Source organism: Pasteurella pantherarum, from assembly GCF_049670885.1.
Taxonomy (GTDB): Bacteria; Pseudomonadota; Gammaproteobacteria; order Enterobacterales; family Pasteurellaceae; genus Pasteurella.
Window position 1 is genome coordinate 2,029,450 of sequence record NZ_CP187173.1, and the last position, 17,540, is coordinate 2,046,989.

Below are 17,540 nucleotides of genomic sequence, written 5' to 3' on the forward strand. Positions count from 1 at the left end.
TGTTTTGATGGTGGAATAATGGGCTTTACTGCTTGGCTTTCCACATAGTCCGATCATTCTTGGCTGTGCGATCTTTTTCCTTTAATAAGGTGCTGAATAAATGGCGTATGCTTTGTAATAAAAGCGTTGATGAGATTTGATAGATTGGCGGAGATCATGAGAGTCCAATTCAACATATAACATATTGATTTTTAAAGGAATAAATTTTAACACCTTAAAATATAGTACTATTCCTAGTACTATATTTGTTTTCCACCCCTATTTTTGAGTGTTTTTTATACTTTATTTCTGCCTAATATCTCTCTCTAAAAATGAGTTTCTTCACATTATAAAAAAGGACTAATTAAAACTTGTTAAAAGGTATCAGCCATTGGCGGATACTTATCATATATACGTTAGGATAATTTTCCTAACGGTGAAATATTTAGCTCTTATCTATTTGCTAATAAGCGTTGTGCAAATTTACATATCGGACAATAACAATACGGATTATCTTCATATGAATACGGATAAAAAACTAGTTATTAATAATCATTTACATGGAGTTGTTTTTAAAAATGACATTTTAAGTACACTGAAGAAAATAGGGGGTTAATACATCAAAACAAAGCACAAAGTGATTATTGAATCAAAATTGGGGGATTTGATTGGATAATGAATTGAGGGTAAAGAAAAACCGCCATTGTGGCGGTTTGGGTTAAGTAGTGTAAATGTCAATATTATCACCTACATTTTGAAAGTCTTTGTCATCGGTAATGATATTTGTGAGTTGTTTGTTTTTGATGAGCTGTAGAAAAATTGCATCATACGCATCAAGCGGAGCAGCTCTTATTTCGGTAATAATGTGCTCCCCTGTTTCTTTTGATATAGAATGTTCAATGATAGTTGCGATATCTTTTATTGAGCACCATGCAGTATGTATATCATCAACAATTTGTTGCCGTTCTTGGCTGATTTTTCTAAATTGTTTTATATTTAATGAAGTATTATGGTTATCATTATATTGCTCCAGTGCTTTTCGTTCTATCGCATTTGCAAGTTCACTTAGACAAAGAGAAGAAGTGAATAATGATCCGCCATGCTCCTTCACTTTTTCAATAAACTTTGAGTATTCATTTATCTTATATCGTTGCTTTTCAGATAAGTTATAAGACTTATTAGCCATATAAGCATAATATACCCACACATTTGTATCTACAAAATATTGTCCAACGCAATGTGTTTTTCTGGGTATATCATTAATTAACATTAAATTTGCCATTAAACTTCCTTGATTACATTCTCAACAAGTTTATCGGTAAACTCAGCCTCTTGCGAATTACTGAAATATCTCTCAGCATTACGCTTAACTGCGGACAAAGTTTGTTCTGTTGATGGGCTTGTATTGATAAAAGTAATCCTATTATTAATTTCATCAGCAGTAAAATCTTTAAATAGTGCCCCAATACTCGCATTTAGAAAAGGGCTGGCTACTTTAACATCTGAGAAATCAAGAGTAAGATTAAAGCCTTGATTTAGATTTTCGACTAACTCTTCGTGAAGAATAATTCCTTTATCCATTGATAAAGCAATCACTCCTCCAAGTAACTCTTTAATTACTATTATTTTGTTCATTGTCATTCTCTAACTCTCTTTCATATAGATATTGTACATTTTGGTGGCATTGTATTTGAATAGTTATTACTGTCCCACTAATAGAAATAGGCATCTTTTCTATTAAGTATTTTCCATCAGGGCTAAGGTAAACATGGCAAGAATTAGTATAAATATCTAAGCCACCTCCATTTTTAGAAATAAATTCTTGAAGTAAAGATAATCCTAATCCTCTTGGAATATTTTTTCCCAAACTATCTGTTTTTGTTGAATTCCCTTCTTGTAAAGCCCATTTAATTGCCTCTTGTTCACATTCGAAGTCAACTCCTTTACAACAGTGGTAGTCTATTACCTGTTGTGCAATTCCTTTACCCATGTCCACTATACATAATGAGAGTTTTTTATCATTTTGCAAGTAGTCAGCACAACTAATTACACTTAAAGAATATTTGGCATCTTTAACGCCATGCCCAAAAGCATTAATAAAAAGTTCTATTATTTTAGTAACAATGTCTTCTTTTAGTGCTTCACTTAAAAGAATTTTTTCTGACGTCAATAACTCCCCCTCTATATGCTCATACAAGGCATTTTCATCTAGTTTATCTAACTTAGGATGAATTCTAAAACCTATGTATTTTCCTTTTGGATAAATAGGTTCATATTGATGATGGAAATAACTCAAAAAGTTACAACTCACTAATCGTTCTTTTAAATCACTAGACATTGTTTCTACATCAAACATAACACCTGTACTAAATCTTTTATCAGTAGAATGCTGTCTAATTGCTTGATATAAAAAGGTTAGGTTTCCTTTAGGTTTTGGATAAATGCTATCTACAAAATTAGCAATAGCCCCTAACACAGCAATACTCGTACAACCTAAAAACTGGCATTTTGAAAAAGCAAAGGTGAAGCTATGTTTTGGATTGTGTTTGATTTCATTAGCAATAGCAAGAATTTTCTGAATATCTTCAGGAGACTCTTTTAAGGAAGGGAGATGGAATATTTTGGTATTCATATTTTCATTTCGTCACTTTGTCTTACAGCTACAAATACCCCGAGGCTCAAACATCATGCCGACTAATCACAAAGTACAGACCACAAGAATACATAGCCTATCAACTACTAAGTAAAATTAAATAAAAAAGCGTAGACAATAATACTTGTCTAAAAGTTAGATATTAATACTAAAGCAATAAACTTAAACAGACAAATATACGCTGTATGTTTTGTGATCCACTTCAAAGAGTTAAAAAAGGTCGAAAAACTGGAATAACGATAAAATAGAGTTTACGGGGCGGTATTCAGGGCTTTTTGCTTGAACTTTTTACCCACCCTCCCTTTCTAAATCCATTCACCCAACGTCCACCGCTGGTGGATGTAAATATCCTCAATAGTATTATGTAGCATAAAATCCCTCATTCTTCATAAATCCACCACCACGATTTTTTAGCAAGAAAAAAGGCAATATGTATATATAAGCAAAAAACTATAGGACAATTAGGACAATAGGACAATTCTAGTATTGGTGCGGGTTGAAAGCCTCTAAAATTGTCCTATTTCGGGTTTTGAAAATAGGACAATTAGGACAAAATAGGACAATTTGAAGGTAGAAAACAAGACAATGATTGATTAATATCTATACTATTTTTAATTTAAGTTATTGTTTTATATGGCTATATGATTTTCAACCGCCCTAATTGCCTATAAAAATAGCTATCTATACAAGCGTGCTTAAAAAAATGATTTTTTCCCAATTTTCTACTAATTTTTTCAATGATTAATGAAAACTATTTGCTACAAAAACAAGAGGAAAACACAAAAATCAATAGCTCAATGCAACAAAAAAGAGGGCTAAGCCCTCAATGAATAATTCATGCCCCTTCCGTTGGTTCGGTGTCTTCTTCTATGATTGGGTAAAGCAAATAGCACCTACTACGCTTCGGATCTATTCGGTGCGGTATCTTAACCATAAATTCATAGCCTTGCTCTTTACCTCGTTTTAGCATTCCTTTATCGGCTAGGATTTGGCAAGCTTGTTTTTTGGGGCTTCCCTTAGTTGCCTCATCAAACGCCACTGGGTACAAATAAAAATGCTCTTGCTTTTCGCCCTTGCTATCTGGTATTACACGAAAGCCAGCAATATTGTTCACCTCTCTTTGCGTTGGATCTGTTGGGTATCTAATAAAACGCCCTTCCGCATTTGCTAAAAGCCAGCCATTCACTTGCTCGATAACCTGTAATTCTTCTCGGCTATGATAGCCAAAGATATTTACCCACTCATTAAAAGCCTTGGTTATCGCATTTCCGCACTCGTCATCTGTCCAGCCTGTAAGATCTAGCGATAATTTAAAGGCGGTTTCTAGTATCGCAAAACGGCTCATTACACGCTTAACTTGTGAATGGCAATCATTCGGCAAGGTATTTAGTCTATTCTCTAAAATGGCTCGATATAGCGGCTCTATGGCGTTGTTATGGTGTAAATCAATAAGGTGCTTAATCCACTCACGCCCTATAACGCCATAATGCAATTTTGAGGCTTGGTTTAAATGGTCAGCATGTGCCTTTCCATCTTTGTGGTGGTGGAATTGAGTAGCCTTTTGCAGTGGAATGTTCAACAATCGGACTAATTGCCCCACATTCGTTTTTATCCCCACGTTAGTTAAGTAGGTTTCTAAATCCATTTCCCCCGTAGAAAAAGCCACCGTACGCCAGCGGGCTAAATCTCGGTTGCCACCCTCTTTTGCACCTTGTATCTTGCCCACACCGTTAAATAGACTATAAGCAATGTCCGCCACGTGTTTTCTATTGGTGCTTTGTCCTATTTCGTCTAGTGGCAAAAAGCCATCATTTCGGGCTTGTGCCTCGTTGCTAATGCCTAGCGGTGTAGTTAGCCAACTTAAACGGATTTCATCAGGATGCCCATAAATCGAACTCGCAATATTGGCGATGGTTGTTTTCCCTGTTGAGCTTCCGCCAAAGATATGAACGCCAAAGCTTTCGGCATTGATCAAATGAATAATAGGCGAACTTAACGCAACGGCTACACCTAGCATCATAAATGGATTTCCAGTCACATTGCTGGCGATTTCCTGTTGCCAGCTTTCAATGCTACCCCTTACGCCATAGCCTTTATTATTAGCAGACTGCCCAACAAAGAATACGGGGGTTTTAGGCTCACCAATAACCTCACCATTAGGCAAAATATAGGCTCCTTTCTGCCACCCTGTCGCATTTACCACACGATAAAAGCCCTTTTGATAATAGTCCTGTAAATAATCGGCTAAGAAAGGGCGTAAGCGTTGATTATTCGTGATATTCAAGCCATTTTTACGCAATAATTGCCAGCCTGTACGCTCGCCAACGTCTTTTAATGGCAAAGCGATAATTTTACTTTGCTCACTGCGATTAGGCGTAAAGCGTAACATTGTGTAAAACTCATCCTCACTTTGCCCCATTCCGACAACTTCCACCGCATCGCAAAGCCACTCTATTTTGTCCTCGTAGATTTCACCCGTTGAACTATTGGTTTTTAAAGTAATGCGATATAAGCCCCTTTTCCCTCGTTCTGTGCGATCTTCGATAAAAGGTAAGGTGTTATCTTTGTGTGCCTCTGTGATGCTCTCGCTCACGATTTCAGCCACGCTATCGCCCTTTCTTACTCGTTTAATATAATCACTTAGATTCTCGGTTACTTCACCAATACAATTACATAATGCCAATTGCTCAACTTTAGAATGTTTGGCAAGGTTAAGGCAAAGTGCGGTAACTTCTGCTTGTAAAAGCTCACCGCATTGAATTAGCCTTACTGCTCTCTGTGCTGGTGGAACAATTGCTAACCGCTCTAATTGATTCAACTGATCTACATCAATGATAATCGGCTTTTGTTTTGAGTCATGTTGCAATGCTTGGCAAAGTAAGAGCCATCCCTCGCCCTTACCTTTACCCCACCATTCCCACGCTTGTTTGCCTGCCAGTACAATTAAATCACTCATAAACTCTTTTGGTTGCTGATCAAAGTGCGGTGCTTTAGTTAATTTACTCATCTTCCCCCCTTTGAACCTCATCTACGTTAAAACTAACGCCTTGCAGTTTGCTAATTAAATATTTAGCACCACGCATAAAGGCTTTAATCTGCCCTTTTTGCTCTTTACTTAACGTTTTTCCTTCTGCTAACTCTTCCACCATCAATAAACCTTTTGATAATCGCTCGGCTAAATCTTCGCATTCTTTGGCTAATTTGATCTTATGGTGATAGCAATCTGGAAATTCATTAAAACAGCGTTGGTTACTGTCTTTTATTAGCTGAAATTGGCGGTTAATCTGCGTATATAGCATGTGTAAGCCATTTCCTTTGCCTAGGGTGAGGGTTGTCTTTCCATCGCTTAAATAGCCCTCTAATTTCGCTTTAAATGGCTTATTAGTTTCGGTGGTGGATTTCGCCACTTTCATTTGAGTAATTGGATTCATCATTGATCACCTCCTAAACCATCGGGATGACTGATTCTGATTTCAGAATAAAGATCTGTGCTTTTTAAATAGTCAGATACTTCACAAGCTTGAGCATAGGTAGGATATTCGGCTATAAAATCAATCTCGCCTTGTTTATCAAAAACGGTTATTTCATAAGAGAAACGCTCTACTCTCAATGTTGAACCATAGACAAGCGGATCGTTATCCATTGCCTCACGTGCGATTTGTGCTGCCTCTTGGTGTGTTTTCCCTGTGGCAATAATGAACGGTTGACCTTCTACGGTTTCATCTTCCCTATAAGTGATTACGCTGTATTTACGCATAAACACCCCCTTGAATCACTAAAGTGCGGTCATTTTTGGCGGTGTTTGGTAAGCGACCTAACAAAATCAGCACATAATGGCGGGCAAGGTATGCTCGGGCTTGTTGTTCATTGTCGGCTTGGATACGGATTTGTTCTGCTTTGGTGCGGTCATAATGTTGGCGTGATATGCCTAAGAATTGGTAAATCATTTGCGTAACTCCAGTGATAAATTTATTGAGAGTTACCGCTAAAAGTTTCCACGCTTTAGGGCGGTAACGTGCGACTGGGTGGAAAACTGCGATCACTGGAACACAGCCAACGATTAAACGTTGCCAATCGCACGCTACCATAGAGAATAGATCCATTGCTGGATTTATTTTAGGTGTGCGAACTTCACGAACAAAAAAAGCACGGTTAAATGGCGTGCTACTGTTCGCCAGTGATTTATTATTCGAGTTTCCACGCTCGGCTAGTGATTTTGCACTAACGGCTGAATGATGCCAAAATTGACCGCACTTTGTAAAGCGTTTTAGCTCACTTTTTTTAAATAAATCGGATATTTTTAAAAGCATTTTGATATAATCCTTTTTGCCTAGATATTGATTTCATTACAAAGCCTCATTGAGTTAAACCTCGGTGAGGTTTTTTGTTTTGGCGTTAAGTTATGGTTAAGTGCTTGCCCTCCTGTGAATCATTGGCTTTCATTTGATACATCAACTTGTATTATTTCAGTTGTGGTCATATGACCACGGTTGAATTGTGTACATATGTACATGGCTAAGTGTTGTGTTATCGCAACAGTTCAGCCGATCCAAAATTGGATTAGTTACCTCAAAAATTCGGAGGGTTCATTTCTTCTCAACCTCGCTTAGCCTTTTATCTAACTTATTCAGCGTTTGCTTAGCCTTGAGTAATTGCCCTAATAAAAACTCTGTAGGACATTGTTTGCATTCCCGTTCAATTTCTAGCACCTTTTCTTTCTGCAGTTGGATGACCTCACTTAATGGATAGGGGTCGCTATCGTCATCAAGGCTAAGGAAAGAGTAGGTAGTCGCTCTCACCAAATAATGCTGAACGGCATTAGGTAAGAGAAAACGCTTGGCTATCTTGTTTTTTATTTCCATTTCTTTTCCCAATAAATTCGCTTTTCCTCTTCTGTGAGGGTGTGAAAGTGTGTGGCATATCCACCATGCTTTAGTGCGTTAAAACGGCTATGGCGATATTTGTTATCCGTTTCGCAAATCGGCGTTTTATTTCGCACTTTTGTTACTATTTGATCGCTCACAATCCACCACCAGCAAGGGTTTAACGGTTTTCACAATTCGCAGTTTGTGTCGCAATTTATCCGTAGTAATTGTGCTAATTTTTCTTGAATATTCTCCATGTCATAAATCACGCAATTAATACGCTCCAACGTCCACTCTAGATAGTCTTTATCACTCATCCTTACATCAGATGCCCCCTCTGCTTTTACCATTGGATAACCTTTATCAATGGTGTTTTCTAAGCTCTCTTGAATATCGTTTAACCGTGCCAAAATATTTGCGTATGTTGGGTTATATTGGCTTTCTGCTGGTGGATTGGTATCAAGCATTTAATGCCCCCTTTCTTAAGTGGTGTAGTGTGGTTTCCTGTAATTGTGCTTTGCGTTGGTGGTAGTCCATACCTAACTTGATCATTACGGCATTTTCAGAAAGCAACTGATCAACTAATTGCAACTGATCAACGGTCAAGCATTGTCTTATTTCCATATCATCAGGATAGCCATTTACCTGCAACCACGATTTACGGCTATTCCCTAGTGCTACCACGTAAACAAGGTTATTTTCTCGGCTGTAGGCGTGTGGGTCGTCTTTGCCTACTTGTTCTAAGCGGTACTTAATCGCCTCATTCATTCGTATTTGATCGGCTTTCATATTTGCTCGGGTCGCAAGGCGTTTTTTCATCTCGTTAAACTCTTTGATATACTGCTCTTTAAATTGCATTGCTTTCTTGCCAGTAAAGCCCATAACCAACAATGTAAAGCCGTCTTGGGTCATATAAAACATTGGTTGTTTTTTATTTTGTTCATTCAGGTAATAGGACTCCTTAAAATTAAGGAGTCTAAAGTCATCAGAACAACCTAGATTTTTAATGGTGCTTAGTAAGTTATCGTGCCGTTTACCAAAGTAATGAGCAACTTTCAGGCTATCAGTCATTGCAATCGTTTCTTTGTGAAAGACTTTAGAAAATACTGCGTTATTTACCGCACTTTCTAAGCCTTTTAGCTCGTTTTCTTGGTTTGCTTGAATGTTTGTATTAATCATTATTAAATCCTCGCTATACGCTAAATCTTGGCTTTTGGACGTGATGGCTTTTGTACTATTCTTTCACCGTCCACCACCGCCAAAGGATCGACATAATGAAAACGGTTCATTGCCTCATTGACATCTGCCTGCGAGAGTGGTTTATAGCCTCGCTGGCTTGCTTTCAGGTTGTAATACTTGGCTAACTTCTCGCAATCTTTCGCACTTGCTACTCGGTAAGAAAGATAAACGCCACCATATACCCCCTTGCGTTCCACTCGCACAAATGAAATATTGTTTTGCTCCTCGAGTTGGTTAATTTCATTACGTAAAGAACGGTTAAAACAGATTTTTTGTAGTTCAAGTTCACTAACCTCACCCAATAGCACGGCTAAGCCAGCAACTTTTGGCTTGCGTTCCATTGCTGGAAAGTTAAAACTTGCTAGATATTGATTGCCTTCCATAATCGCCCCTCATGCGTTAGTAGATTGAATAAAGGCATTGACCTCATCAGCACTAAAACGCACAGATCCACCGATTTTGATTTTTTTCAGTAAGCCCTGTCTTGCTAAGCGGTCAATTTTGGTACGTGAGCCAATACCGAGGGCGGTTAGCTCGTTAATGGAATAGTATTTTTTGATTGGTGTTTGATTGGTTTGAGTAGTCATAAATACCCCTTTCAATTTGGTTAATTAAAATTAAGCAAAGTATTTCGTTTTGCTTGGGATATTTTGCTGTGGGAATTTTAGTAAGCCTATCCAACGTACTGTTGATTATATTTTCTAACAGTAGGTCATATTTTCTCACTGTTAGATTATATGGTTTACAGTAAAACAGATAATCAATTAAATGAATTTTAGGCAATAAAAAAGCCGATCTATTGAATCGGCTCTAGTGGTTATTTTGATGCTTTTTCTTTTTGGCGTTTGGGTTTAAATCTCTAATCCATTCTTGGATTGTACCCGCACTTTTTCTAATATTTAATTCTTGTTTTATTTGACAGGCTACATCAAGCAAGGCATTAGATTTATGCTTATCCCATATCTCTTTTGCTTTATTTCTCGCTTCTTCAATATTGGGATCTATTTGTGGTTTTCGTTTTGCTCTATTTTGTTTGGCTATTGCCACGTTTGAAATTTCTAAAAGCTTTAACAATCTCTCATATTTACGAATAATAACGGCTATACTTAACAGGGATCTGCCTTCAAAAAGTGCGTTCTCTCCATTTGCCACTATGTAAGAAATAGTATTTAATAAAAAACTTTTAAAGAAATTAGCTTCTATTTTATTAATATCACTATCTCTAAAATCTTTGAAAGTTTCAAAAATATCTTCATCATTATAATTTTTTACATGGTTAATAGCTTCGCTTAATCTCAATCTAATCTCATTTTCAGAACTATTTTTTATTTCGTCTAATTCCTTTATAACTTGAACATAATAATGTTCACAATAATCATCACGAATGGCAAATTCTTTTTTATAAATATCACGCTCCATAAAACGTCCCTATACGTTGCCCTATTTAGTGAGAGTGCAACAAAGAACAAATAGGGTTATCCTCTTTCGGTTCGGGTAATTAGTCCGCTCCTAGTTGCACTGATTCGAAAATTAGTTAGTTTTATACTTCTTGAGTGCAATTTAAACTCATTCAAAGTTAGTTAAATTTAATCATATTTCACCATACTGTACAAGTGCTGTATAAAAAGTTTATTTTCAGCACAATACAACCTATTTTTAGGCTATTTACTGCCTCATTTCGTCAAAATCACCCCAAAAAATAGGACAAAAACAGGCAAAAACAGGCAAAAATAGGACAAAAACAGGCAAAAATAGGACAATTTGAAGGTAAAATAGGACAATAATTGATTAATATTTATACTATTTTTAATGTAAGTTATTGTTTTATATAGTCCCTGTTTTTTATTGTCCTAATTGTCCTATAAAAAAATTATGCTTCTATAAGAAAAGTTTTTTGTGGTGTTGGTGGAAATAAAAAAAGGCTAAACAAATTAGCCTTTGAAAGAAAGTGTTAAGCCACAACCTTAAGATGCTTTGGTGGTGGAATAATTGGCTCTGGTGCTTGGCTTTCTACATAGTCCGCCCATTCTTGTAACATCACTGCTCTTTGTGAAAGATACAAAGATTTATCATAGGTACGCCTAATTTGGTTTTTATCTTTATTTTGCTTGTGTGATAAGGCTCTTTCTATCCAGTCTGCTTTGTAGTCTTTCTCGTTTAATGACGTGCTGAATAAATGGCGTATGCCGTGCGTAGTAAGCCGTTTTTCCCCTATCCCCTTAATAATGGCTTTCCGCATTGCTTCAATGCTTAAATGACCGCTTTTTGCGGTTAAACTGGCAAACACAAATTCACTATCAATGCCAAGTGCAGAATGTAATTGTTGCATTTTATTAAATATCCCCACCGCTTGGCGTGATAGTGTTACTATGTGTTCTCTCCCCTCTGGCAGATTCTTATTGCCTTTTTGGACTCGGTAGATCCACGTTTTTTCTTTGTAATGAATATCCGCCCATTTCGCTTTAGCGATTTCAGAAGGTCGCCCACCAGTCAACACCACCAGCATAACCGCATAAAATGAAAACGGGTTAAAGCGGTTTTCTTCTCTTGCCTTGTAAAAGCCGTGTAAAAACTCGCTTAATTCTTCAGGGGTAATAGTATTCATTCCCTTAGAAACTGGCTTGTCAAATTCCTTGCCTATTTCTGCCAACGGATTATACGCAATTAGCCCCCTATGAAGTGCGAACCGCATTACATGATTAAGGTTACTAATAATCTTTTTAACGGTTTCTAGCTTGCCCTCTTTCTCAAGTGGTTTGATCGCATTAATGGCAATAAGTGGCGTGATTTCTGATATAGGGTAATTGGCAAAGTGCGGGAGTAAATGGCGTTCAAATAAAGCCCACGTATCTTTAGCAGTACGTTCTGAAAAGTTGGCTTTGATTTTTCTATCTTCAAACCACGCTTTAGCCATCTTTTCAAAGGTACGGTTTAACTTGTCCGCTTGCTCTTGTTCTTGTTGCTTACGGTAGGTTTGTGGATCGATATTATTCGCCAGCAAGGTGTTATATTCATCACGCTTAGCTCTGGCTTGTGATAGGGATAAATCTGGATAGGTGCCTAAGCTAATTGTAGTACGTTTTTTGGTGTAAGGCTGGGCATATCTAAAACGCCATAACTTCGCCCCTTTGCTCGATACTTCTAAAAATAGCCCGTCACCATCATATAGGGCTTTGCTACTCGCTTTTGCGTTTTTGATCTCGCTGTCTGTTAGTTTCTTCACTAATCTAGCCATAAAAAAACTCCGTATAGAAAGAGTTATTTTTAGAAAGCATGCCCAAGATAGTACTATTTTTTGAATGGTAGAATTATAGTACTAAACCTTTTCAAACCTTGCCATAAAAGGATTTATGCGATTTTAGTACTATAATTTCAAGGTTCTATTTTTCTCATTTTGAGAGTAAATAGCACGAAAGCGGGTTCTCTCTAAAATTATAGTACTATTTATAGTACTAAAAATGCGGGTTAGAATGAATAACTTTGATTAATTCTGCACTATGTAAAATGCCAACTACTTTGATTTTACTGGATTTTATTAATTATTTTGGTGAGGTTTGATGAAGTTTGCTTTATGGATTGGCGGAAGATCATGGGAGTTGAACCCACCCGAGATTGCTGGCAACCTCAACAGGATTTGAAGTCCTGCCGTTTCACCGGAAACGACGATCTTCCGTGGTTGAAAGTGGTGAGCACTTTAACGCAAATAAGCTGGGGATTCAAGTGAGTGAGCAAAACTCTCGCAAAATTCACCGCACTTTGTCGGTTTGCCTGACATTCTGTTTTATCAGGCTTTTTGTTTTATCACAAAGTTCGGTATTGCCTGTCTTGTAGGCTGAATTCTGCCAAGAAAACGAGTATGATAAAGGCAATTTTGTGTACACAAAAAAGGAATCTTTATGTCTCTTTATCAACAACTTCCTGCAATTGATAAATTACTGAAAAGTGTCGAAGGGTCGAGGCTCGTGGCGGAATTTGGGCATACGGCGGTGGTGAATATTTGCCGTCAGCTTATTGAAAAAGGGCGAGAAAGCATTAAAGAGGAAAAGACTTTACCACATGTTTTCAGCGATGATCAGCACCTATTTGCTGAAATTCGCCACCAGTTGCAACAACAAAATCAAGTCAAGATGCAGTCTGTGCATAATCTCACTGGTACCATTTTACACACTAATCTTGGACGAGCATTATGGTCGGAGGCTGCACAACAAGCGGCATTGACTGCGATGGGGCAAAATGTGGCGTTAGAATACGATTTAGAGGCAGGCAAACGCAGCCATCGTGATAATTATATTAGTGAATTATTGTGCCAATTAACGGGGGCAGAAGCGGCTTGCATCGTCAATAATAATGCTGCGGCGGTGTTGTTAATGCTCGCCACTTTTGCACAAGGGAAAGAGGTGATTCTTTCTCGTGGCGAGCTGATTGAAATTGGTGGGGCATTTCGCATTCCTGATATTATGCAACAAGCAGGTTGTAAGTTGGTAGAAGTGGGCACCACCAATCGCACCCATTTATCGGATTATCGCCACGCTATTACCGAAAATACCGCTTTTTTAATGAAAGTTCACAGCAGCAATTATCAGATTTGTGGGTTTACCAAAGCGGTTTCTGAACAAGAATTAGTGGCACTGGGGCAAGAGAAGCATTTGCCTGTGATCACCGATTTGGGCAGCGGTGCGTTAGTGGATCTCAGTCAATATGGCTTGCCAAAAGAACCCACTGTGCAAGAAAAATGGGCAGAGGGTGTGGATTTGATTTCGTTTTCTGGCGATAAACTGTTAGGCGGTCCGCAAGCGGGCATTATTGTGGGGAAAAAAGTGTTGATTGATCGTCTGCAATCGCACCCACTCAAACGGGCATTGCGTTGTGATAAGGTGATTTTAGCGGGCTTGGAAGCCACTTTACGCCTTTATTTACAGCCCGAAAAACTGGCAGAAAAGCTCACTTCCCTTTATTTGATGACGCAACCCGTCGAACAGTTAATGCAACAAGCTGAAAAATTGAAAGCGGTATTAAATGAGCGTTTAAGTACGGATTACCAGTTACACATTGAACCCAGTCTGGCACAAATTGGCAGTGGCTCCCAACCCCTCGCAACGCTGCCTTCTGTGGCGGTCACCATTTCGGCGAAAACCTCAGGAAAACTGACCGCACTTTTAACCCAGTTTAAACGCTTACCTGAGCCCATTATTGGTCGGGTGGAAAAAGACAAAATTTGGTTGGATTTACGCAGTGTCGCCAGTGTAGATAAATTACTACATGGTTTGGAGGAAAGATGATTATTGTAACCTCTGGTCATGTCGATCATGGTAAAAGTGCGTTATTACAGGCATTAACAGGCACCCATACCGCTCATTTACCCGAAGAAAAACAACGTGGCATGACCATTGATTTAGGCTATGCCTATTTGCCTTTAGAAAAAAATGGAAAAATTGACCGCACATTAGGCTTTATTGATGTGCCAGGGCATGAAAAATTTCTCACCAATATGCTAGCAGGCTTAGGGGGGATTGATTACGCCATGTTAATTGTGGCGGCAGATGAAGGCGTGCAAGCCCAAACGGAAGAACATTTAGCCATTTTGCGGTTATTACAAATGAAACAAATTATGGTGGTGATCACCAAATCGGATCGTGCCAGTTCAGCACAAATCGCTGCACTTTCTCAGCAACTTAGACAGCAGTACCCAATATTAGCCCATTCGCCACAGTTTATTACCTCAGCCAAAACAGGGGAAGGCATGGATGCCTTACGTCAATATTTGATTGCCTTACCCACACTTGCTAAGCCAGATAAACCCTTTCGCTATGCGATCGACCGCGTATTTAGCATAAAGGGGGCGGGCACGGTGATCACTGGCACGGCATTTTCGGGGCAGGTTCAACAAGAAGATGTGCTTTACTTATCCACAGGGCATAAAGTGCGGATTAAAAATATCCACAGCCAAAACCAACCTGCCACACAAGGATCTGGCGGTGAACGCTTAGCTTTAAATATTCATACGGATATTGATCGCCAGCTGATTCGCCGTGGCGACTGGTTATTTGCCGAGCCACCACTGCCTCCCACCGATCGGATTACCGTGCAACTTTGTGCAGAAACGCCCTTGCGTGAGAGTCAGCCTGTGCATATTTATCATGCCACTGAACGGACAACGGGAACACTCAATTTATTAACGCACAAACATTTAGTTGCCCCACAGCAAGGGTTGGCTGAAATTATTTTGGATCAGCCTCTTTTTTTAGCCTATGGCGATAAATGTATTTTACGCAGTGCCGATGCCAAACAGTTAGTGGCAGGGGCGAAGGTGATTGAAATTCACTCACCAAAACGACATAAACGCCGTGCTGAACGCTTGGCTTTTCTCACGGCATTGCAACACGCCGAAACGCCCGCAAAACGTACCGCACTTTCTCTGCAAGATCAGGCAATGGATGCCAAAAAAATCGCATGGTTTGAGCAATTAAGCCCCACGGAATTGGATCAAATTCTGCAAGCTAACCAAGCTATTCGCTTTCAAGACTGGTGTTTTCAGACCACTTATCAACAGCAACAAAGCGATAAATTATGTGCAGCCTTGGCACAGTATCATCAACAACATGATGATCAATTAGGCGTTGCCAAAGCACGCTTACACCGTATGGCAACCTTAACGCAGCCTGAGGCACTGATTTATCATTTTATTGATGTTTTATTAGCACAGGGAACATTACAGCAAACCCGAGGTTGGCTCCATTTACCTGAACACAACCTCGCCTTTTCTGAGCCAGAAACCCTGTTATGGCAAGCGGTATTGGCGGAATTTGAACAGCAAAAAGGGCAAGCCTTATGGGTTCGAGATTTAGCAAACCGCTTAGACGAAGATGAAACCTTGATGCGAAACTTCCTTTATAAAGCAGGAAAATTAGGCTATTTGACGGCAATCGTAAAAGATCGTTTCTTTTTAACGGAAACGATTTATGCCTATGCAAGGCTCATTAAAACCTTTATTGCTCAACATGGTGGGATGTCGGTGAATCAACTGCGAGATGAATTGTCATTCGGGCGTAAATTGGTGGTGCAATTAATGGAATATTATGATCGCAGTGGCTTTTTACGCCGTAAGGGAAATGTCCATATTGTGCGAGATGCGGATCTCTTTGATGATTAAAAGTGCGGTCATTTTTCCCCAAGTTTTGTGAGCAAACACAAAAAGAAAGGCAACCCATGGGTTGCCATCATTGTATTTTGCCTTCAGACTATTTAGCAGGAATGGCGGCTAATAACCTTGTGAGTAACGCCCAGTAAGTTTGCACGGCAGGAATATGCACTTTTTCATCTGGCGAGTGAGCATTGCGGATTGTCGGCCCAATCGACACCATGTCCATATTCGGATAAATTTTCTTTAATAAACCACATTCTAAACCAGCATGAATAACTTTGATGGCTGGTTGATACCCTAATATTTCGGCATAAACCTTTTCGGTCAATGCCACAATCGGGGCGTCATGGTGTGGCACCCAGCCGGGATAGTAGCCATTCAAGGTTAATTCAGCCCCCACTAATGCCACCATTGATTTTAACAAGCTTCCCACATAATGATTGCCCGTAGGAATGAGGGAGCGAATTAAAATGGTGCCTTTCACCTCATTTTCTTCTGTCCGCAAAATCCCAATACTTAATGAGCTTTCCACCACATTTTTTAATTCATCACTATGACGAATAACCCCATTAGGGAGCACATTGAATAAATGGATCACTTTTTGAGTGGAACTTTGTGAAAAAATCGTATCTTCGTGTTCAGCTTCTTGCAAAGTAAAAGAGAGATGAGGCTCTACCTTCGCAAATTCTTGCTTTAAGATTTGCTCAAATTCTTGAACCGCCTGTTTCAAACCTTCCAGATCTTCATTAAAGGCTAAGGTTGCAAAGGCTTCACGAGGAATGGCATTACGTACGGATCCTCCCCGAATATCGCTTAATGCAAATTGAAATTCTGGCTTATCTTGTGTGAGTTTTGCCAAGAAACGGGCAAGTACTTTAATCGCATTGGCACGCCCAGTGTGAATATCACAACCTGAATGCCCACCAGAAAGCCCTTTTAACACCACTTGATAGCTTTGTTCAAAAGTGTTCATTTTACGTTCGATTTCTAAGGAAAGATTGGCATTTTCCCCACCCGCACAACCAATATAAATTTCACCGTTTTCTTCGGTATCTGTATTAATCATGATGTCACTTTTCAACCAATTCGGGCGTAAGCCAATTGCCCCTTCCATGCCGGCTTCTTCTGTCATGGTTAATAACACTTCAAGAGGTGGATGAGCCAGATCATCACTGTCTAACACGGCTAATGCCGATGCCATGCCGATACCATTGTCCGCCCCTAAGGTGGTGCCTTTTGCTTTAACCCATTCTCCCTCAATATAAGGTTGAATCGGATCTTTGGCAAAATCATGCACGGAGCCTTCATTCGCTTGTGGTACCATATCTAAATGGGCTTGTAATGCCACAGGAATGTGTGTTTCCATGCCTGCTGTGGCTGGCTTACGAATTAACAGGTTACCCACTTCATCACGTTCTGCATAAAAGCCTTTGCCTTTCGCCCAATGGAGAAGAAACTGTGCCAGTTGTTCTTCTTGGTAAGAAGGGTGAGGAATCGCACAAATTTGACTAAACCATTTCCATAATAACGTGGGTTGTAATGTATTAATTTCTAACATTGTTGCCTCCTAAAATTAAGCGAATAACGCATGATATCATCGTTCTTTTCTTAGAAAATAATTGTCAAAATTATAGCGTAAAACGCCATTTCAGGTTATCCTAAC

General features: G+C 39.1%; 18 protein-coding genes and 1 tRNA gene. 2 read left to right on the forward strand and 17 right to left on the reverse strand.

What is annotated here, in order from left to right; all coding sequences use genetic code 11:
- Positions 1-697: 697 nt before the first annotated feature.
- From ACPEEM_RS09510 to ACPEEM_RS09585, 16 genes are all read right to left on the reverse strand, one after another.
- Positions 698-1,261 (reverse strand): type II toxin-antitoxin system VapC family toxin, encoded by a 564-nt coding sequence (locus ACPEEM_RS09510; protein ID WP_424406824.1) that lies wholly within the window; start codon positions 1,259-1,261, stop codon positions 698-700.
- Positions 1,261-1,620 (reverse strand): STAS-like domain-containing protein, encoded by a 360-nt coding sequence (locus ACPEEM_RS09515; protein WP_424406826.1) that lies wholly within the window; start codon positions 1,618-1,620, stop codon positions 1,261-1,263. Before ACPEEM_RS09515 ends, ACPEEM_RS09510 begins: the two co-directional genes overlap by 1 nt.
- The gene (locus ACPEEM_RS09520) at positions 1,592-2,611 is read right to left on the reverse strand and encodes a hypothetical protein (protein ID WP_424406828.1); all 1,020 of its coding nucleotides are present in this window, start codon (positions 2,609-2,611) and stop codon (positions 1,592-1,594) included. Before ACPEEM_RS09520 ends, ACPEEM_RS09515 begins: the two co-directional genes overlap by 29 nt.
- Positions 2,612-3,467: 856 nt before the next feature.
- The gene (locus ACPEEM_RS09525; protein WP_424406830.1) at positions 3,468-5,639 is read right to left on the reverse strand and encodes a DUF927 domain-containing protein; all 2,172 of its coding nucleotides are present in this window, start codon (positions 5,637-5,639) and stop codon (positions 3,468-3,470) included.
- Positions 5,632-6,066 (reverse strand): hypothetical protein, encoded by a 435-nt coding sequence (locus tag ACPEEM_RS09530; protein ID WP_424406832.1) that lies wholly within the window; start codon positions 6,064-6,066, stop codon positions 5,632-5,634. Before ACPEEM_RS09530 ends, ACPEEM_RS09525 begins: the two co-directional genes overlap by 8 nt.
- Positions 6,063-6,389 carry a hypothetical protein gene (locus ACPEEM_RS09535; protein ID WP_424406833.1) on the reverse strand — a complete coding sequence of 109 codons (327 nt, stop codon included), beginning with the start codon at positions 6,387-6,389 and terminating at the stop codon, positions 6,063-6,065. The genes ACPEEM_RS09530 and ACPEEM_RS09535 overlap by 4 nt, the downstream gene beginning before the upstream one ends.
- Positions 6,382-6,942 (reverse strand): host cell division inhibitor Icd-like protein, encoded by a 561-nt coding sequence (locus ACPEEM_RS09540; protein ID WP_424406835.1) that lies wholly within the window; start codon positions 6,940-6,942, stop codon positions 6,382-6,384. The genes ACPEEM_RS09535 and ACPEEM_RS09540 overlap by 8 nt, the downstream gene beginning before the upstream one ends.
- 276 nt (positions 6,943-7,218) lie before the next feature.
- A complete protein-coding gene (locus ACPEEM_RS09545; RefSeq protein WP_424406837.1) occupies positions 7,219-7,494 on the reverse strand; it encodes a hypothetical protein in 276 nt (91 codons plus the stop codon).
- On the reverse strand, positions 7,485-7,655 hold the full coding sequence (locus ACPEEM_RS09550; RefSeq protein ID WP_424406839.1) for a hypothetical protein: 171 nt from the start codon (positions 7,653-7,655) through the stop codon (positions 7,485-7,487). The genes ACPEEM_RS09545 and ACPEEM_RS09550 overlap by 10 nt, the downstream gene beginning before the upstream one ends.
- Positions 7,656-7,685: 30 nt before the next feature.
- Positions 7,686-7,964 carry a hypothetical protein gene (locus tag ACPEEM_RS09555; protein ID WP_424406841.1) on the reverse strand — a complete coding sequence of 93 codons (279 nt, stop codon included), beginning with the start codon at positions 7,962-7,964 and terminating at the stop codon, positions 7,686-7,688.
- Positions 7,957-8,676: a Rha family transcriptional regulator gene (locus tag ACPEEM_RS09560; protein WP_424406843.1), complete on the reverse strand. Its 720-nt coding sequence runs from the start codon at positions 8,674-8,676 to the stop codon at positions 7,957-7,959. The genes ACPEEM_RS09555 and ACPEEM_RS09560 overlap by 8 nt, the downstream gene beginning before the upstream one ends.
- A gap of 20 nt (positions 8,677-8,696) precedes the next feature.
- Positions 8,697-9,119, reverse strand: a complete 423-nt coding sequence (locus ACPEEM_RS09565; protein WP_424406845.1) for a hypothetical protein — start codon at positions 9,117-9,119, stop codon at positions 8,697-8,699.
- Between the two features lie 9 nt (positions 9,120-9,128).
- Positions 9,129-9,323: a helix-turn-helix domain-containing protein gene (locus tag ACPEEM_RS09570; protein ID WP_424406847.1), complete on the reverse strand. Its 195-nt coding sequence runs from the start codon at positions 9,321-9,323 to the stop codon at positions 9,129-9,131.
- A gap of 223 nt (positions 9,324-9,546) precedes the next feature.
- Entirely contained in the window at positions 9,547-10,155 is a 609-nt protein-coding gene (locus ACPEEM_RS09575) for a hypothetical protein (RefSeq protein WP_424406849.1), read from the reverse strand.
- A 532-nt stretch (positions 10,156-10,687) separates the two neighbouring features.
- Complete coding sequence (locus ACPEEM_RS09580; protein ID WP_424406851.1) at positions 10,688-11,971, reverse strand: tyrosine-type recombinase/integrase; 1,284 nt, start codon at positions 11,969-11,971, stop codon at positions 10,688-10,690.
- Positions 11,972-12,313: 342 nt separating this feature from the next.
- Positions 12,314-12,408, reverse strand: a tRNA-Sec gene (locus ACPEEM_RS09585).
- Between the two features lie 224 nt (positions 12,409-12,632).
- Here ACPEEM_RS09585 and selA point away from each other — a divergent pair.
- Entirely contained in the window at positions 12,633-14,015 is a 1,383-nt protein-coding gene (selA, locus tag ACPEEM_RS09590) for an L-seryl-tRNA(Sec) selenium transferase (RefSeq protein ID WP_424406853.1), read from the forward strand.
- Positions 14,012-15,886 (forward strand): selenocysteine-specific translation elongation factor, encoded by a 1,875-nt coding sequence (gene selB / locus ACPEEM_RS09595; protein WP_424406855.1) that lies wholly within the window; start codon positions 14,012-14,014, stop codon positions 15,884-15,886. Before selA ends, selB begins: the two co-directional genes overlap by 4 nt.
- 88 nt (positions 15,887-15,974) lie before the next feature.
- Here the strand turns inward: selB and ACPEEM_RS09600 are convergent, their stop codons facing one another.
- Positions 15,975-17,435 (reverse strand): aminoacyl-histidine dipeptidase, encoded by a 1,461-nt coding sequence (locus ACPEEM_RS09600; protein ID WP_424401912.1) that lies wholly within the window; start codon positions 17,433-17,435, stop codon positions 15,975-15,977.
- Between the last annotated feature and the right edge of the window lie 105 nt (positions 17,436-17,540).

Excerpts from the sequence above, each read along its gene's own strand:
- ACPEEM_RS09510 (WP_424406824.1), bottom strand. The coding sequence starts at position 1,261 with ATGGCAAATTTAATGTTAATTAATGATATACCCAGAAAAACACATTGC.
- selB (WP_424406855.1), top strand. The coding sequence starts at position 14,012 with ATGATTATTGTAACCTCTGGTCATGTCGATCATGGTAAAAGTGCGTTA.
- ACPEEM_RS09580 (WP_424406851.1), bottom strand. The coding sequence starts at position 11,971 with ATGGCTAGATTAGTGAAGAAACTAACAGACAGCGAGATCAAAAACGCA.
- ACPEEM_RS09600 (WP_424401912.1), bottom strand. The coding sequence starts at position 17,435 with ATGTTAGAAATTAATACATTACAACCCACGTTATTATGGAAATGGTTT.
- ACPEEM_RS09525 (WP_424406830.1), bottom strand. The coding sequence starts at position 5,639 with ATGAGTAAATTAACTAAAGCACCGCACTTTGATCAGCAACCAAAAGAG.
- ACPEEM_RS09545 (WP_424406837.1), bottom strand. The coding sequence starts at position 7,494 with ATGGAAATAAAAAACAAGATAGCCAAGCGTTTTCTCTTACCTAATGCC.
- ACPEEM_RS09570 (WP_424406847.1), bottom strand. The coding sequence starts at position 9,323 with ATGACTACTCAAACCAATCAAACACCAATCAAAAAATACTATTCCATT.
- ACPEEM_RS09520 (WP_424406828.1), bottom strand. The coding sequence starts at position 2,611 with ATGAATACCAAAATATTCCATCTCCCTTCCTTAAAAGAGTCTCCTGAA.
- ACPEEM_RS09530 (WP_424406832.1), bottom strand. The coding sequence starts at position 6,066 with ATGATGAATCCAATTACTCAAATGAAAGTGGCGAAATCCACCACCGAA.
- ACPEEM_RS09565 (WP_424406845.1), bottom strand. The coding sequence starts at position 9,119 with ATGGAAGGCAATCAATATCTAGCAAGTTTTAACTTTCCAGCAATGGAA.
- ACPEEM_RS09515 (WP_424406826.1), bottom strand. The coding sequence starts at position 1,620 with ATGACAATGAACAAAATAATAGTAATTAAAGAGTTACTTGGAGGAGTG.
- ACPEEM_RS09575 (WP_424406849.1), bottom strand. The coding sequence starts at position 10,155 with ATGGAGCGTGATATTTATAAAAAAGAATTTGCCATTCGTGATGATTAT.
- selA (WP_424406853.1), top strand. The coding sequence starts at position 12,633 with ATGTCTCTTTATCAACAACTTCCTGCAATTGATAAATTACTGAAAAGT.
- ACPEEM_RS09560 (WP_424406843.1), bottom strand. The coding sequence starts at position 8,676 with ATGATTAATACAAACATTCAAGCAAACCAAGAAAACGAGCTAAAAGGC.
- ACPEEM_RS09540 (WP_424406835.1), bottom strand. The coding sequence starts at position 6,942 with ATGCTTTTAAAAATATCCGATTTATTTAAAAAAAGTGAGCTAAAACGC.
- ACPEEM_RS09555 (WP_424406841.1), bottom strand. The coding sequence starts at position 7,964 with ATGCTTGATACCAATCCACCAGCAGAAAGCCAATATAACCCAACATAC.
- ACPEEM_RS09535 (WP_424406833.1), bottom strand. The coding sequence starts at position 6,389 with ATGCGTAAATACAGCGTAATCACTTATAGGGAAGATGAAACCGTAGAA.